We start from the raw sequence: 18,246 nt of genomic DNA on the forward strand, positions 1-18,246 counted from the left end.
CTGGCGGCGAACTCGGCGTCTCGGCCCCGGTGCGTCTGGCGGCCCTGGACCACGTGGCGAACTCTCGGCGAGGTCCCCGACGAGGACGGGACCGGCGCGGACGAGCCGCGCACCGCCGTCGTCCTCGGATACGGGTCCCGCTGGGCGGTGAGCGGGCTGCCCGGGGTGGTCACAGGGTGATTTATAGGGGCGTGACGTAGGCGCCGGCGATGCCGCCATCGACCAGGAATTGGCTGGCAGTGATGAAGGACGAGTCATCCGAGGCGAGAAAGGCGACCGCCGCGGCCAGTTCATCCGGCTCGGCAAAGCGTCCCAGGGGTACATGGACCAGACGCCGTGCGGCGCGTTCGGGATCCTTGGCGAAGAGTTCCTGGAGTAGCGGAGTGTTGACCGGTCCCGGGCACAGGGCGTTGACGCGCAGGCCGTCCCGGGCGAACTCCACGCCCAGCTCCCGGCTCATCGAGAGGACGCCGCCCTTGGAAGCCGAGTAGGAGATCTGCGATGTTGCTGCGCCCAAGACGGCCACGAAGGACGCCGTGTTGATGATCGAGCCCTTGCCCTGCTCACGCATGTACGGGATGACGTGCTTGCAGCAGTAGTACACGGAGGTGAGGTTTACCTCCTGGACCTTGCGCCAGGCCTCGATCCCAGTATCCAGGATCGAGGTATCGTCCTCGGGGGAGATGCCGGCGTTGTTGAAGGCGATGTCCACGCGGCCGTGGGCCTCCTTCGTGGCCTTGAAGACGTTGATGACATCGTTCTCGTTCGTGACATCGGTTCGGACGAACATCCCGCCGACCGCCTCGGCCGCGGCCTGGCCGACCTCATCGGGGCAGATGTCCGCGATGACCACCTTCGCCCCCTCGTGGGCCAGACGCTTCGCCGTGGCCAGACCGATGCCCGAGGCACCGCCGGTGATCACGGCGCTGCGGCCCTCCAGACGGTTGCTGACCAGCCCGTTGTACGGCGCGGAATTCGTTGCGGTCACGGGATTCTCCTTGGGATGGGCCCGCCGTGGGCGGGACGGGTTCATGGGTGGTGATGCTGGTATTGCCGCGCTTGGCGCGGTGACGGTGGCGGCCGGTTGTGACGCTATTCGGTGGCGATGAAGACGTTCTTGACCTCGGTGAAGGAGTCCAGGGCGTCCGGCCCCAGTTCCCGTCCGAGGCCGGACTGCTTGTAACCGCCGAAGGGAGTCGAATAGCGCACGGAAGCGTGCGAGTTCACGGAGAGGTTGCCCGCCTGGACGCCCCGGGACACGCGCAGGGCCCGCCCCACGTCCGTGGTCCAGATCGATCCCGAGAGGCCGAAGACCGAATCGTTGGCGATGCGCAGGGCATCGGCCTCGTCCTCGAAGGGCACCACCGCGACCACGGGGCCGAAGATCTCCTCGCGCAGGGACCGCGCGCCCGGGTCGGTGGGGGTGAGGACTGTCGGCGGGAACCAGAAGCCGCCGTCCTGTGGGGCGGTGCCCTGGAAGGCGACCTCCGCACTGAGTCCGCCGCCGACGTCGTACACGAAGGAGGACACCGTCTCCCGCTGGCCGGCGGAGATGAGCGGCCCCATGTCCGTGGCCTCGTCGGCCGGGTCACCCACCCGGACGTTCTTCACGGCCGGCTCGAGCAAACTGAGGAAGCGGTCATAGGCGCTGCGCTGCACCAGGATCCGGGAGCGGGCGCAGCAGTCCTGCCCGGCATTGTCGAAGACACCGCCCGGTGCGCTGGCGGCCGCCTTCTCCAGGTCCGCATCCGCGAAGACGATGTTGGCGCTCTTGCCGCCCAGTTCCAGCGTGACGCGCTTGACCTGCTCGGAGCAGCCGGCCATGATCCGCTTGCCGACTCCCGTTGATCCGGTGAAGACGACCTTGCGCACGGCGGGGTGCGTGACGAAGCGGTCTCCCACCACGGAGCCCTTGCCCGGGATCACCGTGAAGACTCCCTCCGGGATCCCCGCCTCCAGGGCCAGCTCGCCCAGCCGGATGGCCGTCATCGGCGTCAGCTCGGCCGGCTTGAGAACCACGGTGTTCCCCGCGGCCAGCGCCGGCGCGAAACCCCACCCGGCGATGGGCATCGGGAAGTTCCAGGGGACGATGACGCCCACGACGCCCAGCGGTTCGTGGAAGGTGATGTTCACGCCGCCGGCGACCGGGATCTGCTGGCCGAGGTGGCGTTCTGGAGCGGCTGAATAGTACGTCAGCACGTCACGGACGTTGCCGGCCTCACCGCGGGCGTTGCCGATGGTGTGGCCGGAGTTGGCGACCTCGAGCTGTGCGAGGTGCTCCAGATCCGCGTCCACGGCGGTGGCGAAGCGGCGCAGCAGCCGGGCGCGGTCTGCGGGGGCCACGTCCCGCCAGGATTCGAAGGCACGGGCGGCGCGCTCGATGGCACGGTCCGTGGCCGCGGTATCTGCCAGCGCCACCTCGCGGATGGCCTCGCCGGTGGCCGGGTTCAGGACGGTGAAGGTGCTCATGCGCGGCTCTCCTGTTCCAGTGTCTGCTCTTGCTGGTTCTGATGCTTCTGCTGCTGGTAGGCGGTGGCCGCCTCGATGAACCCGGTGAACAGGCGGGCGTCCTCTGGGTTCTCCTCCGGGTGGAACTGCACTCCGAGTGCCCAGCCGGGGGTCGAAGTGCACTCGACGGCCTCGATGGTGTCGTCCGGGGCCCAGGCGGTGGCCTTCAGGCCGGTGCCGAGGTGCTCGATGGACTGGTGGTGGTAGCACGGGGCGGTGGCCTGCTCGCCCAGGAGCTCCGCGGTCAGCGTCCCGGGGGCGGTGCTGAACTCGACCTCGCCGAAGACCCCCGGAGAGGGCTGGTACCGCGATTCCGGCAGCAGGTCCGGAACGTGCTGGTACAGCGTGCCGCCCATCGCGACGTTCAGGATCTGGGCTCCCCGGCAGATCGCGAACAACGGAACACCCTGGGTCAGCGCCGCCCGGGTCAGCCGGAGATCGTGGTCATCACGTTCTGGCTGGGCGGCCGTGAGTGGATGGGCCTCGGACCCGTAGTTGCTGGGGTCCACGTCCACGCCGCCGATCACGATCAGTCCGTCCAGGATGTCCAGCACGGATTCATCGGTGCCGACGGGCGGCAGCAGCAGGGGTGTTCCGCCGGCGGCCACCACTCCCGTGACGTAGTGGTGGGGGACGATGGCGGCCATGCTGTCCCAGACCCCCCAGGAGGCCGGTTGCCAGTACGTGGTCAGGCCGATCCTGGGCCGAGTCGCCGCACCCATCAGTGGCGCTCGAATCCGCGGCGGACTTCCCAGTCCGTGATCGCTGCATTGAACTGGTCGATCTCCACATCCGCATAGTTCGTGTAATGGTCCACGACCTCCTGGCCGAACACCTCGCGGGCGATCGCCGACTGGGCGAACAGGTCGCGGGCCTCCGCCATGGTATGCGGGACGTGCTCGGCATCTGACTCGTAGGCGTTGCCCTCCATGACGGGCGGCAGCTCCAACTCATGTTCGATCCCGTAGAGCCCTCCGGCGAGCATGGCCGAAAGCGCCAGATAGGGGTTCGCGTCCGCCCCGGGCAGCCGGTTCTCCATCCGGGCGGCCACGCCCTTGCCGACCAGCCGGACCGAACAGCTGCGGTTGTCCAGTCCCCAAGCGACGGCGGTCGGGGCGAAGGAACCCTTGGCGAAGCGCTTGTAGGAGTTGATGTTCGGGGCATAGAACAGGGTGAACTCGCGCATGGTGGCCAGGACGCCGGCGATGAAGTGGTCATAGAGGGCCGTCCGTTCCCCCTTCTCCTGGTCCCAGAAGACCAGGCCCCCATCCGCCCCGCGCAGGGACATGTGGATGTGGCAGGAGGAGCCGTCCCGGGCGTTGGGCTTCGCCATGAAGGTGATCGACTGGCCCCGCTGGACCGCCATGTGCTTGGCGGAGAGCTTGTAGAAGGTGTGGTTGTCCGCCGTGGTGACCACGTCGTCATAGCGGAAGGCAATCTCGTGCTGCCCGAAATTGCACTCGCCCTTGGCCGATTCAACGATCATTCCGGCCTCGTACATGGCATTGCGGATGTCACGCAACAGCGGTTCCACGCGCATGGAACCGAGGATCGAGTAGTCCACGTTGTACAGGTTCGCTGGCGTCAGGTTCAGGTAGTGGCCCTGCTGCGCATCCTCGTAGCTGGTGTTGTAGATCATGAACTCCAGCTCGGTTCCGGCCAGGGCGTGGAAGCCCATGGCCGCCGCCTTGTCCTTCTGTGCCCCCAACAGGCTCCGCGGGGACATCGGGACGCGTTCACCCGTGGTGTAGTTCAGGTCGGCCTGGATCATGACGGTCCGGTCCAGGTAGGGCACCCGCCGGATGGTGGTCAGGTCGAGATCGAACTCCATGTCCCCGTAGCCCGCGTCCCAACTGGTCATGGTGTAGCCGTCCACCGTGCTCATCTCCGTGTCCACGGCGAGAAGGTAGCTGCACGCCTCGGAGCCACCCTCCAGGGCGGTCTCCACGAAGAACTCCCCGTGGACGACCTTGCCCTGCAGCCGTCCCTGCATGTCGGTGAAGGAGACGATCACGCTGTCGATCTCACCGGAGCGGATGTCCGCCTTGAGGCGGTCGACGGTGAGCAATCGGTCATTGCTGGGCTGCGGAGTCATGGTGTTGCCGTCCTTTGCGGGGTCGGTGGTCTGGTGTGGGCCGGGGTTTCTGCGGGGTTCACTGCGGGGTTTACTTCAGGGTCTTCTCCGAGTCCTGGAGCATGGCGAATTCCTCTTCCGGTGCGGTGGCCACCAGGCGGTGCCGGCTGTAGAACCAGTAATAGGCGATGGCCAGGAGGAACACCCCGGCGGTGATGCCGGCGGCCAGCGCGTCCAGGACGAAGGTGGCCACCAGGGCGACCACGGCCAGGACCAGGGCGATGCCGGTGGTGACGACGCCGCCGGGCGTCCGGTAACCGCGGGGGAGGTCCGGCTCCTTGATGCGCAGCATGATGTGGCTCAGGTTCAGGAGCACGTAGGAGAGGGTCGCGCCGAAGACGGCGATGTTGATCAGCAACCCGCCGTTGCCGGTAACGGCGGCCAGGATGAAGCCGATGGTCCCCGGCACCAGAAGCGCCACCCACGGGGTGTGCCGGCTGGAGGTGATGGAGAGGAAGCGGGGCAGGTACCCGGCTCGCGAGAGGGCGAAGAGTTGGCGGGAGTAGGCGTAGACGATGGAGAAGAAGCTCGCGACCAACCCGGCCAGACCGGCGTAGTTCACGATGTCCGCGACCAGGGCGTTCTCGCCATAGGCAGCACGTAGGGCTTCAGGAAGGGGGGAGTCCGAGACGCCCATGCTCTCGGCACCGGCCACACCGGGAACCAGAATGAGCATCGCGGCGCCGGAGCACACCAGGAAGATGATGGCGAAGATGATGCCACGCGGCATGTCCCGCTTCGGGTCCGCCGTTTCCTCGGCGGCCAGGGGAACCCCCTCCACGGCGAGGAAGAACCAGATGCCGAAGACCAGGGCGGCCAGGACGCCGGAGAACCCGAACGGCAGGAACGCGCTGGAACCGGCCGAGCCATCGGGGACGATGTCGAAGAGGTTGGACACCTCGAAATGGGGGATGAGGGCGACGGCCGTGATGATGAGGGCGATGACGGCAATAGCCGTGATGCCGAACATCAGCTTCAGGGCCTCGCCGACACCCCACATGTGGATGCCGATGAAGACCACATAGGTCACGAGGTAGACCGGCCAGGAGTTCGTCATGCCGAACAGGCCCAGCGCCTCGATATAGCCTCCGATGAACGTGGCGATGGCCGCCGGTGCCACCGCATACTCGATGAGCACCGCCATCCCGGTGGCGAAGCCGCCCAGCGGCCCGAGGGCCCGGCGGGCGAAACCGTAGCCCGCGCCCGCCGTCGGGAGGGTGGAGGACAGCTCAGCGAGGCCGAAAACCATGCAGGTGTACATCAGCCCCATCAGGACGAAGGCGACGAGCAGTCCGCCCCAACCGCCCTCGGCCAGGCCGAGATTCCATCCCGAGAAGTCGCCGGAGATGACGTAGGCGATGCCGAGCCCCGCAAGCAGTACCCAGCCGGCGGCACCCTTCTGGAGCTGGCGATGCTTGAGGTAGTCCTCGCCGACGGAGCCGTAATCGATGCGGGATGTCCGTGCCATGGGTGTCGCCTCGCTGGGGGTGAGAAAGGATGCGGCCGCGAAAGCAGATCTTTTCATTGGAATGATTTCAGGCCTTTGACGCGACCTAGTGTGACCTAGCACACGTCACCCGGTCAAGGGCGAACTGGTCCGCTCTTATCGAAGGGTTTGTTTCTGATCCAATGAAAAGGGTGGGACCGCCATGGTCATGTCATGATGTGACCATGGACATGTCCCAGGAGAACGCGATGCGACCTGGTGCCAATTACCGCCTTCTGGGCCAAGCCAGACGAGGGAATGCCTTTGAGGAAACAGTCGGGCTTCTCCTTCGCGGAATGAAGATCGGCATCTTTCCTCCCACCGGACGCTTGCCGCCGGAGCGCGAGCTGGCCGAGGCGCTCGGAGTCTCACGGGCGACGCTGCGGGACGCCCTGGCAGAACTCCAGAACGCCGGGTACATCACCGTTCAACGGGGCCGATATGGCGGTGCGGTCGTGACCTCCGAGCTGCCCGCCAATCGCAATGCCCTGGCGGCCGGAGACCAGGCCATGGTCGAGGACATCCTGGCGTTTCGCGCCGTCGTCGAGCCGGCGGCGGCCGCCCTGGCGGCGGAGGCCGTCCTGACGGCAGCGCAGCGAACCGGACTCCGCGATGCGTTGCACGCCGTCTCGAGTGCTGCCCCGGGCCAGTACCGGCCTCTGGATGCGCGGCTGCACATCTTCATCGCCGAACTGACCCCCTCGCCCCGCCTAGCAGAATCCGTAGCCGAGGCACGTGCGGCGACCAGTGACCTCTTGGATCGGATTCCCTTCCTGGCGCGGAACATCGAACACTCGGAATCACAGCACCGAGACATCGTTGAAGCCATCCTGGGAGGAGACCCCTCCCGGGCCAGGGAGGTCATGATGGAACACGTGGAGGGTACCGCGTCCCTGCTGCGCGGCTTCCTGTCTTCCGTGGCTGACGCCAGCGAGGCCTGAGTTCGCGGCTGGGCGTGCTGAAAGGCCGGACCTCCTGGGCATTCGCACCTTGATGACGCGGCTTGTCCGCCAGGGTTCGGGTGTTGAGGTCCGGTTCATCTCCTGCAGCAGGGCGTCCCGGAGTTCTGGAGTCGCCGCCAGGCCGACACCTGCCGAAGGCCCCGCTGGACCGGAGGGCATCCTGACGCGCACCACGGATTCTGTCGGCTGTTCACCGGCGGGTGTTCCCTCAAGAGGTGAAGAAACCGCCACGGCCCGGCCCAACTGAGTCTCACGAATTGACGGTGGAGCAGGTCGATCTCGGGCAATTCGTGTGACTCAGTTGGGCTGGTGATTCAGTTGGGCCGGTGACTCAGTTGCCGGTGGGGGTGTCGGCGTACTCGGCCAGGATGAGGTCCCGGATGATCTCCATCTGTCCCAGATGCTGCGCCAGCTCCGTATAGACATGTTGCAGGGCGCAACCCTGGGTCATGGGCTTTGGCGGGGCCGCAGCCCGGGTTGAGGCCGCAGGCGGATTCCGTACGGCGGCCGCCGGCTCCACCGCCGGCAGGTCGGCGGCGAACTGCCGTTGCAGCTCGCGGACCTCACGGAGCAGGGGCGCCACTGGCCCGTGGGCGGCGAACTCGGCGGCCCGGTCCCGGTGCACCGCGCGGCCCAGGATCACGTGGCCCACCCAGAAGGTCACCACGCCGTGGCAATGCAAGAGCAGGGCGAAGGGCGAGTTCGCCCCGTCCACGGCTGGTCTCCGGTTGGCCCGCTCATCCCCGAGGTCCTCGACGATCCGGGACATCGAATCCAGGGCGCGGACGCAGAAGTGCTGGTATTCGTCCTGGCCGATCATGGTCCTCATGCCCCGATCGATTCGAGGGCACGCTGCGTGGCGAGGGCGACGAGGTGGGCCGCCCGGGCGTAGGCGTCGTCCGCATCCGCGGCGAGGTCCATCACGCTGGCCGCGGACACGATGCCGTGCTGGGCCAGCCGTTCCCGCGGCACGGTGATGTCCCCGGCCACGAGGGCGGCCGGCACGCCCCGGTCCCGAGCCCGTTCGGCCGCCGCCAGGGGCGCCTTGCCGTGGGCCGAGCCGGCGTCCACCCGTCCCTCACCGGTGATCAGCAGGTCGGCGTGTGCCAGGGCCGCATCGAACCCCACCAGGTCCGCCACCAGGTCGAAGCCCCGTTCCAGCCGGGCGCCGGTGAAGGCCAGGAACCCGGCCGCGAAGCCCCCGGCCGCCCCGGCTCCGGCCACGTTCACGTCCCGTCCGGAGGCCGAGCCCAGCAGTCCGGCCCAGTGCCGTAGGGCCTCATCGAGCCGGCGGACTGCGGGCGCATCGGCACCCTTCTGCGGACCGAAGACATGGGCCGCGCCGTCGGCACCATACAGGTGGTTGTCCACATCCGTGGCGATCCGGAGGACGACGCCGGCCAGCCGGGGATCCAGTCCGCTCGCCTCGAGGCGGGCCGCCTCGGGCAGCACGGTGCCGCCCGAATGCAGCAGGGCACCGCCTGCCGTGTAGAGCGCCAGGCCCAAGGCCTGCAGGGCGCCGGCACCGCCGTCGGTCATCGCGGAACCGCCCAGGCCGATCACGATCTGCGTGGCGCCGGCATCCAGGGCCGCGCCGATGAGCTGACCGGAGCCGTAGGAGTGGGAGTACAGGGCGGACTCCACGCTCGGCTCGGTCAGCAGCAGGCCGGAGGCCGCCGCCGTCTCGATGACCGCCGTCCGGTCCCGCAAGGCCCACCGGGCCTCCACCGCGGCATCTCGCGGCCCCGTCACCCGGGTGCCCCGCTGGGTGAAACCGGAGGCGAGGGCCGCATCCACGGTGCCGTCGCCGCCGTCGGCAATGGGTAGCTGGACGATCTCCGCCTGGGGAAGAACGCGCCGCACACCCTCGGCCATGGCCGCTGCGGCCTGGGCCGCCGTGAGGGTGCCCTTGAACTTGTCCGGGCTGATGAGGACCCTCACCGCTCTAGGCCCAGGCGTCCGGGTTGACCGGATGCGCCGGGAGCTGACCGCGGGCGATGGCCACGGCATTGAGGGCGCAGACCCGGGCCATATCCGCCCGGACCGCCTCGGTGGCACTGCCCAGGTGGGGCAGCAGCACCGTGTTGGGCAGCTCGGCCAGGCCCGGGGCGAGGGCCGGCTCCTGCTCGTAGACATCCAGCCCGGCCGCGGCGATCTGCCCGGTGGCCAGGGCCCGCACCAGGGCGGCCTCATCCACCACCGGCCCGCGGGCGGTGTTGACCAGGATCGCCGAGTCCTTCATCCGCCGCAGCACGTCCGCGTTGACCAGATGACGGGTCTGCTCGGTGAGGGGCACGTGCAGGGAGAGGAAGTCGCTCGTGGTGACCACCTCGTCCCAGTTGGCTGGTGCGATGTCCCCGGCCAGGCCGGCGTACTCGGCCGGGTCCACCGCTCGGCCCGCGGGCGGGCGGGGACAGAACCTGACCCGCATCTCGAAGGCCAGGGCCCGTTGGGCCACCGCGCGGCCGATGCGACCGAAGCCGGCCAGGCCCAGGGTCCGCCCCGAGACGTCGTGGCCGAGCAGCAGATCCGGCTGCCAGCCGGTGAAGGCGCCAGAGCGCAGGAACTGATCCGATTCCACCACTCGGCGGGCGGTGCCCAGGATCAGCAGCAGCGTCAGGTCGGCGGTGGCGCGGGTGAGGATGTCCGGGGTGTGGGCCACCATGATCGAGCGGGCGGTGGCCGCCGCCACGTCGATGTTGTTGTAGCCGGCGGCGTAGTTCGATACGCCCTTCAGGGTGGCCGCGGCCAACAGGGTGGCGTCGACGGGGTCCACCAGCTGGGAGACCAGCACGTCCACGCGGCCGGAGGAGCATTCCCGGTGCAGCTCCTCCCGGCTCATGGGCCCCTGTGGGCTCAGCACCCGTCCGGCCTCGGCCAGCAGGTCCATCCCCGGGGCGGGCAGGGGAGTGGTCACCAGAAATGTCGGAGTGCTCATATCGCCTTTCGTGAAACCCATGATGAGGATGACTCGGTAGAGTTTCGCCCATCAGTATCAATGATGAAACGTGTGTGACGGTGGGGGAGGACGCGGGCATGGAATTCCGGCAGCTGGAGTACTTCCTGGCCCTCGCCCGCACGCTGAGTTTCACGCGGACCGCCCACGAGCTGTACGTGGTCCAGTCTGCCGTGAGCCAGCAGATCGCCAAGCTGGAGGCCGAGCTGGGCGTCCGCCTCTTCGAGCGGACCTCGAAGCGGGTGGTGCTGACCGAGGCCGGCGAGCTGCTCCGCACCCGGGCCGAGGCCCTCACCCAGATGGCCCAGTCCATCGAGAGTGAGGTCGGCAGCTTCGGCCAGGAGGTCAAGGGGACCCTGAGGGTCGGACTGTCCCAGGGGGCCCATGCGGCCCTGGACCTGGTGCAGCTGTTCGCCCGCTACCACGAGGCCTTCCCGGCCGTGCGGCTGGTCATCGGGGACCGCCACACGGCGCTGAAGGAGCTGGCGGCGAGCGTCGCCAGCTTCGAGCTGGACGTGGCGTTCGTGTCCCATGATGCGGCCCTGGGCCTGCCCCACGGCCTGCGCGGCGTGACCTTGGCCACCGAGGAGCTGGTGGTGGTCTGCCATCCGGGGCATCCCCTGGCGGACCGGGCCAGCACCACGCTCGAGGAGCTCGCGGCCTCCGGCCCCGTCCTGGATTCCGCCCCGGAGACCAGGCTGCGCACCATCGTGGACGGGGCCTGGCAGCGGGCGGGGATCCAGCGGACCAGCGCCATCGAGGTCTTCGACACCGGCCAGCTGGCCCGGTACGCCGCCCACGGGCTCGGGGCGGCCCTGGTCTCCACCGCCGGCCTGCGCTTCGTCAGCCCGCCGGCCGGACAACGGGACTTCACGATCCTCCAGCTGGAGGAGGGCATCGGGTATTCCGTGAGCTGTATCTTCCGGTCCGCCCTGCAGAACTCCCCGCCCTCGCGCCACTTCCTGGCGCTGATCGCCGACTCCGGGCTGGACCCGGAGGTGTCCCAGCACCTGCGGGAGGCGGCGGGGACCGCGGAACTCTAGGGCCGGCGTCGGGCCCGGTCTGTGCCTCATGCTCTGGACTGGACTCAGAGCTCGAGGACCAGGCACGGGGTCTTGCAGCGGGAGACGCACACCATCATGACCTCGTTCTCCTCCCGCTCCTCCTCGCTGAGCACCGCGTCCCGGTGGTCCGGCTCGCCGTCCAGCACGATGGTCTCGCAGGTGCCGCAGGTCCCCTCCTGGCAGGAGTGCGGGACGTTGGCCCCCACCGCGTTGACGGCCTCCAGGATCGAGACGCCGGGTTCCACCGTGATGGTCCGGCCCAGGATGGACAGCTCGACCTGGAAGGGCTGGTCGCCGGACTGGTTCGCCGCCACGTCATTCACGAAGCGTTCCATGTGGAGGGCGGAGGCCGGCCAGGCGGAGGTCAGAGCCTCCGTGGCGTCCATCAGCGGCCCCGGGCCGCAGCAGTAGATGAGGGTATCTGGATCGGGGGTGGCCAGGATCCCCGGCAGGTCGATGAGCCCCTGCACATCCTGCGGGATCAGGCTGATCCGGTGCCCGTAGCGTTCGAACTCGTCGGCGAAGGCCATGGCCGTGCGCGTGCGGCCCCCGTAGTGCAGCGTCCACTCCGCGCCATTGCGCTCAGCCTGCTCCAGCAACGGGATGATCGGGGTGATCCCGATCCCGCCGGCGATGAAGAGGTAGCGCGGGGCCTCGCGCAGCTCGAAGGTGTTCCGCGGGGTCGAGACCGCCAGCCGCTGGCCCACCTGGAGCTGCTCATGCAGGTAGCTGCTGCCGCCCCGGCTGGCCGGCTCGCGGAGGATGCCCAGGCGGTAGATGGAGCGGTTGGCCGGATCCGAGCACAGGGAGTACTGCCGGATCATCTCCTCACCGTCTGGCCCGGTCACGTGGACGTCCACGTGCGCCCCCGGGGTCCAGACCGGCAGTGCGGCACCGTGGGGGTGGCGCAGGGTGAGGCTGATGACGCCGTCCGCGATGACCTCCTTGGAGACCACCTCCAGGCTCATCAGCCCGGTGCTCGCGGGTGCTGGGTTCGTGGGGTCTGGGTTGGGGTCTGGGTTGGGGTCTGGGTTCGTGGGCTGCAGGCCGGTGGTGCCTCGGTGCAGGGTCTCTTGGCTCATGGTCTCTCCTCAGGTTCCTGTGGTGCTCCGGTGCATCTGGCTCAGCCCGCGTTCTTCTGCCCGTAGACGGACTCATGCCAGGGGATGAACACCCGCTTGAAGGAGGTCACGATGAAGTACATGGTCAGTCCTAGGACGGCGAGCATGATGATCACGGCGAACAGGCCCGGAGCGTTCAGCTCGTTCAGGGTCCGCACCACGAGGTAGCCCAGTCCCTCGTTGCCGCCGAGGTACTCGCCGACGATCGCGCCGATCACCGCCAGCACGATGGCCGACTCCATGCCGGCGAACACGTTGGGCATGGTGCTCTTCAGCTCCAGGTGGACGAAGGTGTGCCACTTGCTGGCGTTGAGGCTGCGCATCACGTCCCGCTGGCCGGCATCCACGGAGCGGACGCCCAGCAGGACGTTGAGCATGACGGGGAAGAACGCCAGGACGGCGGCGATGATGACCTTGGAGGTCATGCCGAAGCCGAACCAGATGACGAACAGAGGGATCAGCGCGACCTTGGGAATGACCTCGATCGCGATGATCAACGGCCGCACGGTGACCTCGATGATGGGGAACTTGCCCAGGATCACTCCGACGATGCAGCCGATGATCACTCCGACGGCGAAGCCGACCGAGATCTCCTGCACGGTCACCAGGATGTGCTCCCAGGTGTCCGGCTGCTGGATCATGACCATGAAGGTCTGCATGATCTGGGACGGCGGGGGCAACACCAGCTCGGACACCTCCAGCACCCTCACGCTCACCTCCCAGACGGCGAAGAGGATGAGCAGCAGCGCCGGGGTGCTGACCCACGGCAGGATCTTGAACAGTCTTTCACGGGTCATGGTCTATTCCTCTGCGTCGAGTGCTTGGCGGAGCCCGGCCACCACGCGGGCGAATTCGGGTTCGGTCTGGACCTTCATCTGGCGGGGCCGTTCCAAGTTCACCGAGGTGATGTCTTGGATGCGGCCAGGGCGCGGGGTCAGGTGGACCACCCGATCACCGAGGAACGCGGCCTCGGAGATGTCATGGGTGACGAAGACGACGGTGGCCTCCGTGGCCAGCGCGATCCGCTGGATCTCCAGATTCATCCGTTCACGGGTCATGGCGTCCAGGGCCCCGAACGGCTCATCCATCAACAGCAACTCCGGGCTGCAGGCCAGGGCTCGGGCGATCGCCGCCCGCTGACGCATCCCGCCGGAGAGCTCGCGCGGATAGGACGTCTCGAAGCCGCCCAGCCCCACCAGCTCGGCCAGCTCGCGGGCGCGCTCATGGCGTTCCGCCTTGGAGACTCCGCGCAGTCGCTGCGGCAGCGAGATGTTGTCCAGGATGTTGTACCAGGGGAAGAGATTGGCGTCCTGGAACACGACGCCCAGCTGGCTCACCACCGAGGAGTCGACCGTGTTGCCCTTCCACAGGGACTTCCCGCCGATCTTCACCTCGCCGGAGGTGGGGCTGACCAGGCCGGCCATCACCCTCAGCAGCGTGGTCTTGCCGCAGCCGGAGCGGCCGATCAGGGACACGAACTCCCGCTTACGGATCTCCAGGTTGATGTCTGAGAGCGCATGGGTCGTGGCGCGCTTGGTCACATAATCCTTGCTGACGCCGATGATCTCGATCTCAGCCAAGCCGTCCGGTACCCCGGAGGGTACGACGCCGGCGGTTGCGGTGGAGGGGCCAGTCACCTCGGCGACGGGCTGGCTGGAGAGTCTGTCGGTCACTGTCATGTCTTCACGCACCTTGGGAGATTCCTTCTGTGGCAGCCGGGACCGCTGCACGGTCTGGCCGTTTGGTCTGGAGCCGGTCAGCCTGCGGGGTGACCGTGATGATGCCCCGGTCGGCGTCGACGACGACCCAGTCACCGGTTGTGATGACCTGCAGCGGGTCCTGGTCGAGTTCGGAGATGGTGGGGACCCGGGTGACGACGGCACCCAGGACGGCCTTGGTGGTCATGGCGCTGAAGACCATGGCCCGCGGCGCGGTGCCCATCAACCGGGTGCTCTGGAAGAACCCGGACCAGCCGGAGGAGCCCTTGGCCCCCGGGAAGATCAGGACCTTGTCCGTGAAGCAGACATTGAACAGCTCGTGCCGTGACTCGATGATGACGCCCTGGGCCGGATCGATGCCGCCCCAGCCGGAGATCGTCTCCTGAGAGACGAGGGCCTCGCCCTCGGTGATCCCGGGCACGATGCCACGTCCGCGGATCTGGATGCTCATCTGAGTTCTCCCCTCCACTGACCGGTGACGGCGGCGTCCACGCACTCCTCGAGGGTGCCGAACCAGGCCTCGATGCCGAGGATGGCGGGCAGGTAGTGCGCCTGCTTGGCCGAGTCGGTGGCGAAGACGCGCGTCCCCTCCGGCGCGACCTTGGACATCGCCGGGCAGGAATCGGTCAGCACCTTGCCACCGGCCCGCTGGATGATCTGGGTGTATCCCCGGCGATCGGCCTCGGTGCGCAGCGCCCGGGGCGTCATGATCCACAGCTCGGTGTCTCCGTGGAGCGTGCGCCCCTCCAATGCGTGGGCGGCCCGGGCCACCTGGTCCAGGGAGGCGTGCGGGCAGCCCAGCAGGACGAAGTCCACGTCGGTGGAGGAGCCCTGGTTGTTCAGCGTCTCGTACATCACCCGGCGTTCGCGCTCGCCGTAGACGATCGCCTCCGGGGCCTGCGCACCGCCGAAGGCAGCCTCCAGGGTGGGGGCCTCCGGGGTGAGGCCGGGGATGTGATAGATCTCCACCCCGCCCGAGGAGGCGGTCGCGGCGCCGAAGTGTTTGAGGTCCTCGTCCAGCGGGGCGGTCCACTGTCCGGTGATGACCGGACGGTTCTCCTGGACCGCGTCACCGACGAAGTAGCCGAACAGGCCCCAGTCCTGGAAGCCCTGCAGCGGCACCTGCGCCTCGATGTGGTGGGTGCCGAAGCGGTTCTGGGGCAGGTGGTTGCCCCAGTAGGGGATCTTGCCGGTCAGGGAGGCGGCCCCGGTGGAGGCGGTGCCCTCACAGTTGGTGCGGGCGCCCAACACGGAGTTGCAGTACACCACGGCGGAGGACTCCATCCAGGCGCAGTGTTCGTCCCGGGCGGGCAGGTTGCCCACCTGGTACGGCGTGCACGTGGCCAGGACGTTGACCCCGAGGTCCGTGACGAAGGCCTCGCCCTCCTCCTGCATCTCGGCCAGGTGCGGCGAGTAGGGCGTGATATTGACCGCGTCCTTCCCGAAGCCGTGCTGGAGCTGGCAGGTGGGCACCCGCATCGGGGGGATCTCGATGTCCTCGTCGCAGTCCAGGTTGATCACCGAGAAGGACTTGTTCCAGCCGCCTTCCCGGACCAGCTGCGCCTTGACCGGGGAGGGCTGCGTCATGGTCCCGGCGACGTTGCGGGTATCGCACAGCCGCTCCGCGCCGAGGCCCTCGCCGTAGCGGACCAGCAAGTCCATGGCGGCGGCGACGGCCGGTCCCTCGGTGCCATCGAGCATGGATCTCTCGTCATCAGTGAGTCTCACCGGTGACCTCCGTTCTCCTGCGTACGGTCAGGACGCCACATTGGCGTACACCCGCTCCCGCAGATCGCTGTGGTTGATGTCCTGGACACTGCCCGTTGCCGACTGTGCCGCCAGATCCAAGGCGTGGGCCGCGCCCTCGCCCATGGCCGCACAGGGGCCCATGACCCGCACGCTTGACAGCGCCGCGGCGTCCCCGTCCACGCAGCGCCCGGCGGCCACCAGGTTGCGTGCACCCTTCGGGATCAGGCTGCGCAGCGGGACGTAGTGCACGTGATCGGGATCGAAGGTCTCCCACACGTAGCCGGTCACCCGGTCATGCAGTTCGACCGGCCAGGCGGTGCGGGCCACCGCGTCATCGAACGAGTGTCCGGTGCGCACCTCCTCCAGCGTCAGCTGGTGCTCGGCCGCGATCCACCGGGTCTGCCGGCGCCCGGGGAATCCGTAGGCACGGACCTTGGCCTGGCCGAAGGCTGCCGGGAACTCCGTGCGCATGAAGTCGACCACGCGATCGGCCTGGGCCCGTCCCTCCAACTGCGCCCGGGCTGCCGCGACGGCCTCCAGTGGCGCCTCGATGTGGGTCATGTTCATCACCGCCGTGTTCCGGCCGGGGAAGAAGAAGGCCAGTCCGTCCCGGCGCACCAGTCCGTATTGTTCGGCCTTCTCCTCCACCCGTGCCACCAGTTCGGTCGGCGTGGGCGCCTTCGACTGGTTGAGGTTCTCCAGTCGGACCTGCTGGGATCCCCACACGGTGCGTTCGGGGACCCGGCAGGGCAGCCCGGCCTCCCAGGTCAGGGCGGCATCACCGGTGGCATCCACGAAGCCGCCGGCCTGGACCCGCACGTCTCCGTGGCGGGTGGCGAAGGTGGTCGCCGAGACCACCCCGTCCTCCTGTTCCACCCGGTGGACCGAGGCCCCCAGCACCACGGTGATGCCCAGCTCGGAGACCAGGTTCTCCATCCAGCGTCCGAGGACCACCTCGTCATAGCTGACCGTCATGGTGTGTGAACGGTTGAAGGCGATGTCCCCGGTGCGGGAGAGGTCCTCGAACATGCGATCGAAGATGCCGTGCGTGAGCTGCCGGTAGTCCGGGCCGATCCCGTAGATGCCGCAGAAGAGCCCGATCAAGGAGTTCACACACTGACCGCCGAGGACGGGCAGCGCATCCACCAGGACGACGGTGCGACCCAGTTTCGCTGCTGCCACCGCGGCGGACATCCCGGCAATGCCGGCGCCCACCACGCAGACATCAGCCTCCAGTTGCTCGGGGGCCGGGGCACGGTCCTTGGTGACAGTGTGGATTCTCAGTTCGGTGAGTTCGTGGGGCAACGGTTCTCCTGGCGGTCTGACCCCTGGGTGGGGTCGGGCGGGTTGGTGGTCAGGCGGGCGGGCAGGGTGAACCCGCTCCGGTCACTCGGGCAACAGGCTGTTGTCGACCCACTCCGAGGAATCCAGACCGTCAGGAACATCCCCTGCGGAGACCAGTTCCTCGTAACCCAACTGCCACTCGGCCTCGTCCGTGGTCAGCAGGGGCGACTCCCCGCCGTCGGTCCACTGCCGGCGCTGTTCCTCGAGACCTGCCCTGGCGATGTCATCGTCCATGAGCGTGGCGAAGTCGTATTCAGTGCGTAGCGTCTCGATGGTGTCCGTGAGGTCCTCATCGGCGACGATGGCCGCCGTAGCCTCCTTGATGGCGGCCAGGTACTTCTTGAGCTTCTCGGGCTGCTCCTCGATGGAGTCCGGGGTGGTGACGTAGACCTGGGCCCCGGCAGTGAGGGCATCACTGAAGTCATAGATCAGCGCGTCGTCATTCTGGGTCTGGGCGATGAGCGCGCTGTCATGGCTGACCATGTAGCCGGCCAGGGTCCCCTGCTGGACCAGTTGGAACGTGGCGGGTGTCAGGCCGACGACCTGCTGCTCCACCTCGGAGGGGTCGATGCCTGCGTTCTGCAGCATGAGGGTGATGGTCTTGCTGCTGCTACCACCCTCAGAAGGCACGCCGATGGTCTTGCCGACGAAGTCCTCCGGGCTGTCCAGGGGTGCTTCCGAGGAATGGAGGAGCTTGATCGACGGGTTGCGGGTCAGCGTGCCCACGTTCCTCAAGGGCATGTCCTCCGAGCCAACGGCGTTGTAGGTATCGAGGGCATCGATGCGAGTGATGTCGCCGGCGCCGGAGAGCAGCAGTTGCATCGCCTGGGGAGATCCCTTGACCTCCTGGATCTCCACGTCCAGTCCGTGCTTCTCGAAGTACCCGCCGGAGACGGCCATCATCTCCGGGACCATGGACAGAGTCTCCATGGGCAGGTAGCTGAGGAAGGTGATCTCCTGCAGCTCGCCCGAGCCGGCCGAGTCCCCAGTGGAATCGGAACCGGCTTCCGCGCCGGCTCCAGCACCGCAGCCGGCCAGCAGGCTGGTGACGAGTGCGGCCACCGCCAGGGCGGCCAGGGGGCGGCCGGTGCGGCTGTTGACGCCGCTCGGGCCACCGACTTTGCGGTGGGGGGCGTCGGTGGAACCGAACACGCGAGTGAGTCGATGCAACATTGAGGTCTCCTTGACGTGGCACTGAGTCGTG

At 68.0% G+C, this 18,246-nt stretch carries 17 protein-coding genes; 2 read left to right on the forward strand and 15 right to left on the reverse strand.

The features are described 5' to 3' along the window. Window positions 1–181 precede the first annotated feature (181 nt). The 5 genes from ACSU1G_RS15870 to eat form a co-directional block, all read right to left on the reverse strand. Window positions 182–988, reverse strand: a complete 807-nt coding sequence (locus ACSU1G_RS15870; protein ID WP_439280934.1) for a 3-oxoacyl-ACP reductase — start codon at window positions 986–988, stop codon at window positions 182–184. Window positions 989–1,092: 104 nt separating this feature from the next. Further along, window positions 1,093–2,469 carry an aldehyde dehydrogenase family protein gene (locus ACSU1G_RS15875; protein ID WP_439280935.1) on the reverse strand — a complete coding sequence of 459 codons (1,377 nt, stop codon included), beginning with the start codon at window positions 2,467–2,469 and terminating at the stop codon, window positions 1,093–1,095. Next, window positions 2,466–3,155, reverse strand: a complete 690-nt coding sequence (locus tag ACSU1G_RS15880; protein WP_439280936.1) for a gamma-glutamyl-gamma-aminobutyrate hydrolase family protein — start codon at window positions 3,153–3,155, stop codon at window positions 2,466–2,468. The genes ACSU1G_RS15875 and ACSU1G_RS15880 overlap by 4 nt, the downstream gene beginning before the upstream one ends. Before the next feature lie 74 nt (window positions 3,156–3,229). Continuing rightward, window positions 3,230–4,603 carry a glutamine synthetase family protein gene (locus tag ACSU1G_RS15885; RefSeq protein WP_439280937.1) on the reverse strand — a complete coding sequence of 458 codons (1,374 nt, stop codon included), beginning with the start codon at window positions 4,601–4,603 and terminating at the stop codon, window positions 3,230–3,232. A 70-nt stretch (window positions 4,604–4,673) separates the two neighbouring features. Beyond that, window positions 4,674–6,110 (reverse strand): ethanolamine permease, encoded by a 1,437-nt coding sequence (gene eat, locus ACSU1G_RS15890; RefSeq protein ID WP_439280938.1) that lies wholly within the window; start codon window positions 6,108–6,110, stop codon window positions 4,674–4,676. Between the two features lie 314 nt (window positions 6,111–6,424). Between eat and ACSU1G_RS15895 the strand changes: the two genes are divergently transcribed. Continuing rightward, complete coding sequence (locus ACSU1G_RS15895) at window positions 6,425–7,069, forward strand: FadR/GntR family transcriptional regulator (RefSeq protein WP_439280939.1); 645 nt, start codon at window positions 6,425–6,427, stop codon at window positions 7,067–7,069. A 352-nt stretch (window positions 7,070–7,421) separates the two neighbouring features. On the opposite strand, the gene ACSU1G_RS15900 is transcribed toward ACSU1G_RS15895, so the two are convergent. From ACSU1G_RS15900 to ACSU1G_RS15910, 3 genes are read right to left on the reverse strand one after another with little or no spacing between them, the layout of a single operon-like run. Beyond that, a complete protein-coding gene (locus ACSU1G_RS15900) occupies window positions 7,422–7,919 on the reverse strand; it encodes a mycothiol transferase (protein WP_439280940.1) in 498 nt (165 codons plus the stop codon). Continuing rightward, window positions 7,916–9,031 carry a glycerate kinase gene (locus ACSU1G_RS15905; RefSeq protein WP_439280941.1) on the reverse strand — a complete coding sequence of 372 codons (1,116 nt, stop codon included), beginning with the start codon at window positions 9,029–9,031 and terminating at the stop codon, window positions 7,916–7,918. The genes ACSU1G_RS15900 and ACSU1G_RS15905 overlap by 4 nt, the downstream gene beginning before the upstream one ends. A gap of 4 nt (window positions 9,032–9,035) precedes the next feature. Then, a complete protein-coding gene (locus ACSU1G_RS15910; protein ID WP_439280942.1) occupies window positions 9,036–10,028 on the reverse strand; it encodes a 2-hydroxyacid dehydrogenase in 993 nt (330 codons plus the stop codon). Window positions 10,029–10,126: 98 nt separating this feature from the next. Here ACSU1G_RS15910 and ACSU1G_RS15915 point away from each other — a divergent pair, with 98 nt between their 5' ends. Next, window positions 10,127–11,089, forward strand: a complete 963-nt coding sequence (locus tag ACSU1G_RS15915; protein WP_439280943.1) for a LysR family transcriptional regulator — start codon at window positions 10,127–10,129, stop codon at window positions 11,087–11,089. 44 nt (window positions 11,090–11,133) lie between these two features. On the opposite strand, the gene ACSU1G_RS15920 is transcribed toward ACSU1G_RS15915, so the two are convergent. The 7 genes from ACSU1G_RS15920 to ACSU1G_RS15950 form a co-directional block, all read right to left on the reverse strand. Beyond that, window positions 11,134–12,192, reverse strand: a complete 1,059-nt coding sequence (locus ACSU1G_RS15920) for a PDR/VanB family oxidoreductase (RefSeq protein ID WP_439280944.1) — start codon at window positions 12,190–12,192, stop codon at window positions 11,134–11,136. A 41-nt stretch (window positions 12,193–12,233) separates the two neighbouring features. Continuing rightward, window positions 12,234–13,028: an ABC transporter permease gene (locus tag ACSU1G_RS15925; RefSeq protein ID WP_439280945.1), complete on the reverse strand. Its 795-nt coding sequence runs from the start codon at window positions 13,026–13,028 to the stop codon at window positions 12,234–12,236. A 3-nt stretch (window positions 13,029–13,031) separates the two neighbouring features. Beyond that, complete coding sequence (locus ACSU1G_RS15930; protein ID WP_439280946.1) at window positions 13,032–13,910, reverse strand: ABC transporter ATP-binding protein; 879 nt, start codon at window positions 13,908–13,910, stop codon at window positions 13,032–13,034. 4 nt (window positions 13,911–13,914) lie between these two features. Beyond that, window positions 13,915–14,400 carry an aconitase X swivel domain-containing protein gene (locus ACSU1G_RS15935; RefSeq protein WP_439280947.1) on the reverse strand — a complete coding sequence of 162 codons (486 nt, stop codon included), beginning with the start codon at window positions 14,398–14,400 and terminating at the stop codon, window positions 13,915–13,917. Next, window positions 14,397–15,677, reverse strand: a complete 1,281-nt coding sequence (locus ACSU1G_RS15940; RefSeq protein WP_439280948.1) for an aconitase X — start codon at window positions 15,675–15,677, stop codon at window positions 14,397–14,399. Before ACSU1G_RS15940 ends, ACSU1G_RS15935 begins: the two co-directional genes overlap by 4 nt. A 27-nt stretch (window positions 15,678–15,704) precedes the next feature. After that, complete coding sequence (locus ACSU1G_RS15945) at window positions 15,705–17,003, reverse strand: FAD-dependent oxidoreductase (protein ID WP_439280949.1); 1,299 nt, start codon at window positions 17,001–17,003, stop codon at window positions 15,705–15,707. An 81-nt stretch (window positions 17,004–17,084) separates the two neighbouring features. After that, window positions 17,085–18,215 (reverse strand): ABC transporter substrate-binding protein, encoded by a 1,131-nt coding sequence (locus ACSU1G_RS15950; protein WP_439280950.1) that lies wholly within the window; start codon window positions 18,213–18,215, stop codon window positions 17,085–17,087. Window positions 18,216–18,246 lie beyond the last annotated feature (31 nt).

Source organism: Microbacterium sp. A93 (assembly GCF_051842835.1).